This window comes from Terriglobia bacterium, from assembly GCA_032252755.1.
Lineage (GTDB): Bacteria > Acidobacteriota > Terriglobia > Terriglobales > Acidobacteriaceae > JAVUPY01.
Window position 1 is genome coordinate 1 of record JAVUPY010000056.1, and the last position, 9,719, is coordinate 9,719.

At 58.6% G+C, this 9,719-nt stretch carries 9 protein-coding genes; 1 reads left to right on the plus strand and 8 read right to left on the minus strand.

Annotated features, from left to right (window positions below):
• Positions 1-956, plus strand: a 956-nt coding sequence (locus ROO76_13530; protein ID MDT8069181.1) for a hypothetical protein, incomplete at its 5' end; no start/stop codon positions are given.
• A 702-nt stretch (positions 957-1,658) separates the two neighbouring features.
• Here ROO76_13530 and ROO76_13535 read toward each other — a convergent pair.
• The 8 genes from ROO76_13535 to ROO76_13570 all read right to left on the minus strand — a co-directional run bounded on the left by ROO76_13535 (position 1,659) and on the right by ROO76_13570 (position 9,650).
• Positions 1,659-2,792 carry an ABC transporter permease gene (locus ROO76_13535; protein MDT8069182.1) on the minus strand — a complete coding sequence of 378 codons (1,134 nt, stop codon included), beginning with the start codon at positions 2,790-2,792 and terminating at the stop codon, positions 1,659-1,661.
• Between the two features lie 9 nt (positions 2,793-2,801).
• Entirely contained in the window at positions 2,802-3,935 is a 1,134-nt protein-coding gene (locus ROO76_13540) for an ABC transporter permease (protein MDT8069183.1), read from the minus strand.
• The gene (locus ROO76_13545) at positions 3,932-4,888 is read right to left on the minus strand and encodes an ATP-binding cassette domain-containing protein (GenBank protein ID MDT8069184.1); all 957 of its coding nucleotides are present in this window, start codon (positions 4,886-4,888) and stop codon (positions 3,932-3,934) included. Before ROO76_13545 ends, ROO76_13540 begins: the two co-directional genes overlap by 4 nt.
• The gene (locus ROO76_13550) at positions 4,885-5,835 is read right to left on the minus strand and encodes an ABC transporter ATP-binding protein (protein ID MDT8069185.1); all 951 of its coding nucleotides are present in this window, start codon (positions 5,833-5,835) and stop codon (positions 4,885-4,887) included. The genes ROO76_13545 and ROO76_13550 overlap by 4 nt, the downstream gene beginning before the upstream one ends.
• Positions 5,836-6,858 carry an efflux RND transporter periplasmic adaptor subunit gene (locus tag ROO76_13555; GenBank protein ID MDT8069186.1) on the minus strand — a complete coding sequence of 341 codons (1,023 nt, stop codon included), beginning with the start codon at positions 6,856-6,858 and terminating at the stop codon, positions 5,836-5,838.
• Between the two features lie 51 nt (positions 6,859-6,909).
• Complete coding sequence (locus tag ROO76_13560) at positions 6,910-8,244, minus strand: TolC family protein (GenBank protein ID MDT8069187.1); 1,335 nt, start codon at positions 8,242-8,244, stop codon at positions 6,910-6,912.
• 9 nt (positions 8,245-8,253) lie between these two features.
• Entirely contained in the window at positions 8,254-8,922 is a 669-nt protein-coding gene (locus ROO76_13565; protein ID MDT8069188.1) for a TetR/AcrR family transcriptional regulator, read from the minus strand.
• Between the two features lie 275 nt (positions 8,923-9,197).
• Entirely contained in the window at positions 9,198-9,650 is a 453-nt protein-coding gene (locus ROO76_13570) for a hypothetical protein (protein ID MDT8069189.1), read from the minus strand.
• Positions 9,651-9,719: the final 69 nt, after the last annotated feature.

Genomic DNA, 9,719 nt, shown 5'->3' on the forward strand with positions numbered 1-9,719 from the left:
GTCAAAGTAGCTTGATGCAGCCCTTGAACGAGATATTCGGTACTGAGGCCAATGTCCGTTTGTTGCGAGTTTTAGCACTTGGGAACACCTCGCTCACGGCGGGCGAACTCGCAAAACGTGCGATGCTTGGCCGTACTTCGATCTACCCGGCTCTCCGCGGCCTTGAGCGCGTCGGGGTTGTTGAATTCATCGGAGCCGGACCGCGAAAGCTGGTGCAACTACGCGAGCGGTACCCGCTCTCGGCAACCCTCCGGAACCTGTTTCGTGCCGAAGCTCGCAGATTCGACGCACTCACGAACGCTCTGCGCGAATTAGTCTCGACGTTGCCTCGACCGCCGATTTCAGCATGGACTGATCCTGGAGAAGAGAGCACGGAGACGCTTACGTTGCAGCTAGTTGCACGGCCCGAAGAACTAAGCCCTATGACCGACTATCTGAACGACCGGCTCGCAGATATCGAGCGCAGATACGATGTACATATTGCGGTCCATGGGCTCACGAGGAGCGAACTTGAGACCTTACACAGGACTTCATCGGCAACGCTCAACAGCTCAGTGTTGCTGGGCGGTGTTCCACCGCTTGCATTAGTAGAACGGTCCCGGCGAGCAGAAAACATATCACATGACGAACATGATGCACGCTCCCGCAGACTGGCTCTCGCAATTGCATCCAAAATCGCGAGAGACCCGGGATTGATCGCGATCGCGGAGGATCGTATCAAGCGTCGCGCCCGCGAAGCCGGTCCCCAAGAACGCCGAGAGCTCATGGAATGGGTTCGTATTCTTTCCACCATGTCTCCGGCCCGCCTTCGAAGATTCCTGTTGGAAAACAGCGAGCACGCGGTTCGACTGCGCCAAACATTACCTGCCCTCAATCTTCTCTCCCAGCTTGAACGGGATGCAGTAGTGCGGAGTCAAACGGATGCAGAAGTAATAGCAGCTGTCACTCACTCATAACCAGGGCTGAACTAGAACATGCCATTCGCGCCGCGTGCGACGTTTCAGGTGATGACGAGGTCTACGTATTTGGTTCGCAAGCGATTCTCGGGCAGTATCCTCACGCGCCTGAATCGTTGCGACAGTCGGCCGAAGCCAACATCGCCCCGGTGACAGCAATTGATATGGTCGATACGATCGACGCCAACCTTGGAGAGCTGTCCCATTTTCATGAGGCATTCGGATTTTATGTCCACGGTGTACCGATCGATGCTGCGGTCCTACCGGTTGGCTGGCAAGGACGAGCGATCGAAGTCCGTAATGACAACACAAGGAATACTACAGGAAGGTGCGTTGAGGCCCATGATCTCGCCGTCAGTAAACTAGTAGCTTTCCGTGACAAGGATAGAGATTTTGTAAGAACCTTACTGGTCGATAAGTTAATTGACCCGAGAGAGCTACACCGGCGACTCCATCACCTTCCGGATAACCCGAGAGTGACACCAAAGCTCATTGCTGCGATAGAAGAATGGATCCGCGGTGCGCTGAGGGACATCCGCTCACGCAGGTAGCAGAGCATCCGATGGATCGTCGGGCATCGTCGAAAAGCTTCGGCCAACAACCTACGTCCACAAAGGTCATTGGCCAACGCGCAAATGCCTCGCTCACTTCCAACACCGCTGCGATCAACTTGAGGAGAGGGCACGGCGCTTCATCTCGGGACTAGTCCAGCGCCTTATGGAACCGCAAAGTTGCCGTGATCAGGAGCAAGAAGCCCAGTGCGAGCATGGCCACCATCTGCGGCCATAGTATGTCGAAGCCGACGCCTTTCAGGTAGGAGGCGCGCAGCACAACCAGGAAGTAGCGCAGGGGGCTCAGGTACGTCGCATATTGCAGCCACTGCGGCATCGTGTTGATGGGGAAGCCAAAGCCCGAAAAGGTGATGGCCGGCATGATGAAGAAGAACGCCGTAACCATTGCCTGCTGCTGGGTCGCGGAAATCGTGGAGATTAGGAGCCCTACGCCCAGCATGCAGATCAGGAACAGCACGGCTCCGGTGAACAACACCAGCAGGTGGCCTCGGAAGGGAACCTGGAACCATAGCGTTCCGACCAAGCCGATTAATGAGACATCAAAGAGCCCGATCAGGAAAAAGGGCAATGTCTTGCCGAGGATGAATTCAGCCGGCCGGATTGGCGTCACCATAATCTGCTCCAGGGTTCCGATCTCGCGTTCGCGAACCACTGCGAAGGCCGTCAAGGTGACAACCAGCACCAGTGTCAGGCTGCCAATGATCCCCGGGACAAAGAACCATCGGCTGCGCAACTCGGGGTTGTACCAGGGACGTGGTGCGAGTTCGACCGACGGCATCCGCTCGAGCATTTGCGGCGCGATGCGGCCTATACGGTCTGTCTGATACTGCTTCGCGAACCCTAGCAGGATCTGGTTCAGGTAGCCGGAGGCGATCAGCGCGGTGTTGGAATTGGTCGCGTCAACGATCACCTGGACCGGAGCGGATTGGCCGCTCCGCAATTGTTGGGCGAAACCGGGATTGATTTCGAGCGCCACCGTCGTTTCCCCGCGCTGAATCATGTCTTCGACTTCACGGTGATTCGTGAGTTGGCGTTGCACTTTGAAATATGGACTCGATGTGAAGCGTGAGATCAATTCGCGGCTCTCCTGGCTATGATCGAGATCCAGAACCGCCGTTGGTACATGCCGGATCTCGTAGGTGGCCGCATAGCCGAAGATCAGCAACTGCGCGAGCGGTGGAACGATCAGGACGAAACGCGTTCGTTTATCGCGGAAGACCTGTATGAATTCCTTGATCAACATCTGTTTCAGCCGCGCGAACATGGTCCCCTCCTAACCCAGTCTCTTGTGGAATGAGCGCGTAGCCAGCGCGGCTAATACCACGGTGAAAACCGCCAGCGGCACGAGGTCGGCGTAGAGCAACGTACTCGGCGAGCCCTTGAGGAAGATATCCTTTAGCACGGAGACGTAGTAGCGCGCCGGGATAATGCGCGTGATCCATTGCAGAACAACCGGCATCTGCTCGATCGCAAACAGGAAACCGGACAACAGAAACGCCGGCAGAAAGGTCGCGAGCAATGCGATCTGACTGGCTGCAAGCTGAGTTTTAGCGATGACAGAAATGAAAAATCCCATCGAGAGAACGACGATCATGAACATTACCGAACTCACGATGAGGGTCATGAACGATCCGCGAAACGGCACCTGGAACCAGTAGATCGCGAGCAGGGCGCAGATAATCACGTCAAACATGCCGATGGCGAAATAAGGCACCAACTTGCCCAGCATGATCTCGAGCGAGCTCACCGGAGTCGAGATGAGCTGCTCCATAGTTCCGCGCTCCCACTCGCGCGCGATGGTGAGCGAACTCAGGAATGTGCCGATTACCGACATCACCAGCGCCAGCACGCCCGGAATGATAAACGCGCTGCTCTCGAGGTCCTCGTTGTACCAGGTGCGCGTCTGGACCGTGACGGACGCAGGTCGCGCGGTCTGTCCCTGGCTCCGCAACCAGTCGAGTTGGATGGCGGAGGAGTAGCCTTGCACAACCGCCTGCGCGTAGCCGATCGCCACGTTCGCGGTATTGTCATCGGTGGCATCGACCAGTGCCTGGATCATTACCGGGCGGCCTTCATACAGGCGGCTCGAAAAATCCCAGGGGATTACGATTCCCATGCGAGCATCGCCGGCATCCAGTGCATGCTTCAGTTCCGGATAGCCATTCACCACTTGCACGACGTCGAAGTATTGAGTGGCCTGGAAATGCTTGAGCAGGTCCTGGCTCTTCTGACTGCCCTCCTGGTCGTAGACATAAATGGGGATGTGCTTCTGATCGAGGTTCACGCCGTAGCCGAACAGCATCAGGAGAATCACCGGCATGATCAGCACGATGATGAGGCTGCGGGAGTCGCGCAGCACCTGCACGATCTCTTTCTTCGCGACCGCAAGAAAACGGGTGAGACTCATTGCGGGCGTCCTTTCCCGTTGCGCGGTTCCGTCGTCAGCGACACAAAGACGTCTTCCAGGCTGGGACGAATCTTCTCGATGCGATGGACGGCCACGCCATTTCCGGCAAGCTGTTGCTTCACCTCGGGTATCGCCTGCTCGGCGTCTGGAACCACCAAGTGCAATGCATTACCGAATACTGCCGCATCCATGACTGCCGGGTTCGCATGCAGCACATCCACAGCGGTTCCGAGCGGATCGCATTCGACCAGCAGCAATTCGCCCTTCATCGACTTGTGTTTCAACTCAGACGGAGTTCCGAGCGCGACCATCTTGCCGCGGAAGATGAGCGCCAGCCGGTTACAGTATTCCGCCTCTTCCATATAGTGGGTCGTTACGAAGACCGTCACGCCTTCGTGCGCCATCCCGTAGATCACGTCCCAGAACTGCCGCCGGGTAATCGGATCGACGCCCGACGTCGGTTCGTCGAGGAAGATGATGGACGGCTTGTGCAGCACCGCGCATCCCAGCGCCAGACGCTGTTTCCATCCGGACGGGAGAGAGGCGACGATCAGGTCCTGCTTGTCTTTCAGGTCCGACATCTCAAGGGCCCAATCGATACGCTCCCGCAACTGCTGCTTCGGGACGTTGTAAAGGCCCGCGAAAAGCCGGATGTTCTCGATGATTTTCAGGTCGTTGTAGAGCGAGAACTTTTGCGACATGTAACCGATGTTCTGGCGAACCGCTTCCGGTTCGCGGCTGACGTCGTAACCGGCAACCCTCGCGATTCCTGCCGTCGGTTTCAGCAAACCGCAAAGCATTCGGATGGTGGTCGATTTTCCGGCGCCGTTCGGTCCAAGGAATCCGAAGATTTCCCCCTTGCGGGTTTCCAGGCTGATGCGATCGACCGCGACGAAGTCGCCGAAGCGCTTCACCAGGTCCTGGACGACGACCGAACTGTGGTTTTCCGTCATGCGCGTTCGCCCCTGGAGTCGCCGGAGACTGCGTCTACGAACAAGTCTTCGATGGTGGGCGTGACCTGCTGCACCGAGTCGAAGGGGACCTGCGCGTGCTCCATGCGGTTTTCGAATTCCGGGATACGGCGTACGGCACTGTCGACGACAACGTGAACGGCATCCCCGGTCAGCACCATGCTCGAGATGCCATCCGCCCGCTCCAACTCGTCGCGCACGCGGCGCGCTTCGGCGGAGAAGATCGAGAGCACATCTTTTCCAAGCTGTGCTTTCAAGTTCGTCGGCGTGTCGCAAAACAACAACTTGCCCTGGTGGAGCAACCCGACGCGATGGCAGCGCTCCGCCTCGTCCAGGTAGGCTGTCGAGGTGAGCACGGCGACCCCTTCGGAGATCAGTTCGTAGAGGATGCGCCAGAAATCGCGGCGGGAGACGGGATCGACGCCATTGGTCGGTTCGTCCAGCAAAATCACTTTTGGTCGATGGATAAGTGCGCAGACCAGCGCCAACTTCTGCTTCATGCCGCCCGAGAGTTTCCCGGCGAGCCGGTCGCGAAACTCGCTCATCCCGGCAGCCTGCAAAAGCTGTGCGGCGCGCTGCTGGCGATCGTGTTTCCGCACCCCGAACAGGTCGGCGTAGAAGCGAATGTTCTCGTCGACGTTCAGGTCTTCATATAAGCCGAAGCGCTGCGGCATGTAGCTGAGGTGATGCTTGGCCCCCTCCGGATCGCGGACGACATCACAGCCGGCGACAGTAGCCTTGCCTTCGTCCGGGGGCATAACCCCGGCCAGCATTCTCAGCGTGGTTGTCTTTCCGGCGCCGTCGGGGCCGACGAGTCCGAAGATTTCTCCCGGCTCGACGTCGAAATTGAGGTGGTCGACGGCACGCACGCCAGGGAAACTCTTGGTGAGTCCTGCGACGAGGATCGCGGATTGTGCCCGGTCGGCCATTTACTTCCCCTGTACTGGAGCAGTGCTGTTGTTCGCGGCGAGCGTGATGTGCGCGTCGGCCGGCATGCCCGGCTTCAGTTCATGATTGGAATTGTCGATGTCGATCTTGATGCGATAGACGAGCGTGACGCGCTCTTTGTAGGTCTGCACGCTCTTCGGCGTGAACTCGGCGTCCGAAGCGATGAACGAAATGCGCCCGTGATATTGCTTTCCCGGATAGGTATCGGTCGTGATGACGGCGTCCTGACCATAGTGAATTCGACCGAGATCGGTTTCTGCGACATAGGCGCGGAGCCAGATGTGATCGAGATCGGCGAGCGTGACGACGGGCGTTCCGGGAACAACAACTTCGCCCAGCTCAGCCTGCCGTACTGTAATCACGCCCGCAGTTGGTGCGCGCAGGATCGTATAACCGAGATTGACTCGGGACATGCCGAGGTTGGCATCGGCAGCGTTGAGATTCGCTTGCGCGATCGCGATATCTTCCTTGCGGGTGCCCTCCGCCGCCTCGTTGTGCTTTTGCCGGGCAGCCTGGAGTGTCGCGTCGGCGCGCTTCAAGGCGGTTGCGGCGAGGTCGCGATCCTGCGCAGAAATCGCATCCTCTTTGTAGAGCCGATCCGCGCGTGCATAGTCGAGCTTCTTCTGCTCGAGGTCCGCCTGCGCGTTGAGCACGTTTTGCTCGGCGGCACTGATTTCCTGCCGGCGGGTTCCAGCCAACTTGAGGGCAAGATCTGCCTGGCGGACCTTCACGTTGGCTTCGTCAATGCGGACCTTCTGAAGGTAGTCGGCGTTTTCGAGTTTCGCCAGCAGCGCACCTGACTCGACCGACTGTCCCTCTTCAATGGGAAGATCGACAACGCGGCCCGGTACTTTGAAGCTGACAAGGCTCTCGTGCGCCTCGATGTTCCCAGACAGAACAATCTCGTTGGTGGGGCCTTGCTTCTTCGTAAGGCGCGGATAAAAGTACACCCCGGCTGCGACTATGGCTGCCAGCAAAATTACGATTGGTATTCTTCGCTTCATAACGTGACCTCGCAGATGACCTGCAATCGAGCAGGTCGGCTGACGAATTCCCTAGTGACCCGTGTACTGATCGAAATTCTTCTCCGTCGCCCCGGCTGCACGTGCCAGCGCGAACTTCGCCTCCACATAATTGGAGACGGCAAGGATGTGGTTCTCCTGTGCCCGTGCAAGCTCGTCCTGCGCAGTAACGACCTCGACGTTGTTGGTGACTCCGGACTGGAAGCGGTCTTGCGCCAGCTTGAGTTCCCGCTGCGCGAGATCGAGTCCACTCTGGGCTACCGCAACCTGCTCGGACGCGGATTCAAGATTCAGCAGCGCCTGGCGCACCTCGACCTCGATGCCTCGCCGGAAGTCGGCAATCTGGTCGTCGACGCGGCGGATGCGGCCGGCAATTTCCTGGGCCTCTCCATTGCGATCACGGTTCAAGAGGTCGAAGTCGAGTTGTGCCTGGATGACGCCGGTGCCGGTTGCGCTGCCTATGCTGCGCCCGAGCGCACCGTAATTGCCAAATACGCTCAGCTTGGGAAGATAGCGGGCATGGCTGGCGCGTTGCTGTTCCATCAGCTGTTCCCGCTGCTTCGCCAGCGCCAGGTAGTCGTCGCGTGCCACCAGCGCCGATGGCACCACGGTTTCCGGCGAGGGCACCGGCATCGGCTCGTAGGTGAGCGTCTCGGAAAGCTCCAGCGGAGTCGCGGGGTTCATCCCGAGATTCCGCGCAAGCACGAGTAACGCCTGTTTGTAGTGGTTGCGCGCTACCAGCAGAGCTTGTTTGTCGTTTGCGAGTTGGACTTGCGAGCGCAGAACGTCGACCCCAGTTGCAGTCCCGGCATCGTGCTTACTCCTGGCCAAGCGGTAGAGAGCGTCGGACGAATCGACGCGCGACTGCGCAGCGTCGGCGCGGGCGGCGGCAGACTCGGCGTCCAAATAAAGATTGGCGATTGCGCTCACGATGAGATCACGCGCGCTTTGGTAATCGAGTTTGCTGGCTTCGAGTCCGCGCTGGCTCGCCTTCCAGTTGCGGTAGCTCTGCAGATCGACGATGTTCTGATCGGCGGAAATGCGGAAATCGTAGTTGGAAAAAGGTCCGACCACGTCTGGCATGCCGGGCAGGGAAATGCCGAAGGCGCGCAGGTTCCGGTTCTGCAGGTTTGCGTAACTCGAGCCATGAACGCGGGGAAGCACGGCGGCGGACATCCGGCGCACCGTCGTCCCCTCGGCTTCCTGAACGCGCGTGTTGGCGACCAGCACGCTGAGGTTCGCCTGCAGCCCTTTCTGAATGGCATCCCGCAGACTCAAACGATAGGGAACCTGCTGCGCGAGGGCGGTTCCGCTCCACACCGGAAACATCAACGCCGACATCGTAAGTACAACAAGAGTTCGTTTCATGACGATCACTCAATCGCGTGCGGCGATTGCTTTCCACAACAGCTGGAAGCTGGATTCGACTATGTTTTGCAGCTTGTGCTCGCCGGTCAGCGACCAGAGGAGCAGCGCGCCGAGAAATGTCTGCTGTGCCTGCAGCGCTATCCGATCTTTCCGCAGGCCCGGGTTAATCTCCCTGCGCTTCTGGCCGATCTCGATGGCGCGGGAGATGAGTTCACGACCATTGGCCATATTCACAGCCATGATTTCCGTGCTGCGCTTGCTGGAAACGAAGCCCGACACCAGTGCCCGCGCCAACTCCGGGCTCCGGCCCGGCTCTTCGGCAAGGCGCAAGAACAGCTGGCGCAGCACCGATTCAACCGGGCGTTTGCCCGACTCCACTTCCTCGACCGCCTCCTGGACTTTGCCGAGTTGAATCTCGGCGAGCACGCCGAGGACGTGGTCCTTGCTCTCGAAATAGTTGAAGAAGGTCCCTTTGCCGACGTCGGCAGCCTCGGTGATGTCCTCGACAGTGACGTTCGGAAAACCGCGCTCGCTGAACAACTGGAGGGCGCAGCGGAAGAGCCGAAGGCGCGTTTCCGCCGCCCGGCGCTCGCGGCGGCCGGCGTTATTCGGAGGCGGAAGGGCTTTCGCCCTGGGCCGGTCCTGATTCGCACCGTTTGTTTTTAGGCTATCAGCCATATATGACTTAACCTCAATAATGACTAACAGTCATAAATATAGGACGGAGAAGTCTTCCTGTCAAGGGGGTCGAAGGGTGGAGGGGTCACTGTCGAGGCGATGACGCGGCCAATGCTCCACGGCCGATTCCCGCCCCTGTTTCTTGCATGCGCTGATAGGAAGATACGCCAGGTGGAGTGGAGCGGTGTACGTGGCGATGGCCTTGCACAACGCAATGACGTACACCGTTGCGGTCGATGGTGTGGTGGTCTCGATGCCGCCAGGATTGCTACTTCTTAGCTTAAGACCGCACTGTTGGCGCGAATCACGTACTTCCTGCCTTGGTGACGAACATTGCGGAGCGTTGCCTTCGCATCGAAATCAGACAGATGGGATTGCACGGCGATACCATCGAACAACGTGAGTTCCGCGCCGAAGATCGTATCGATGACCAGATCGGTGAAGGTGCCGCCGGCGATGCAGCACCAGTCGTTCAGATAGGGTGCATCGGTCGGACACTTGTATGCCGCTCCCTGCTCAAGCGGAAATGCCGATTCCCCAAAATGTGCCTGCCCGATCGGCCCCTGGTTTCCCGCCCTGGACAGGTTTTTTACCCACTCGGCTACCCTGGCTGAGGATTCGGTCCTGTAAAGTCCTTTCGCCGTCATGATCGGCCACGCAGAGAATGCGCCGAGCCAGCTATGATCCGGGCGAATATTCCATGTCGCGTCCACGTCCCATGGGGACATGGCTCGCATCCAGTAGTCGGTGTGTAACTCATTTCAGAAGAATTGGTTCATCTCGCGCTTCTGGGCATC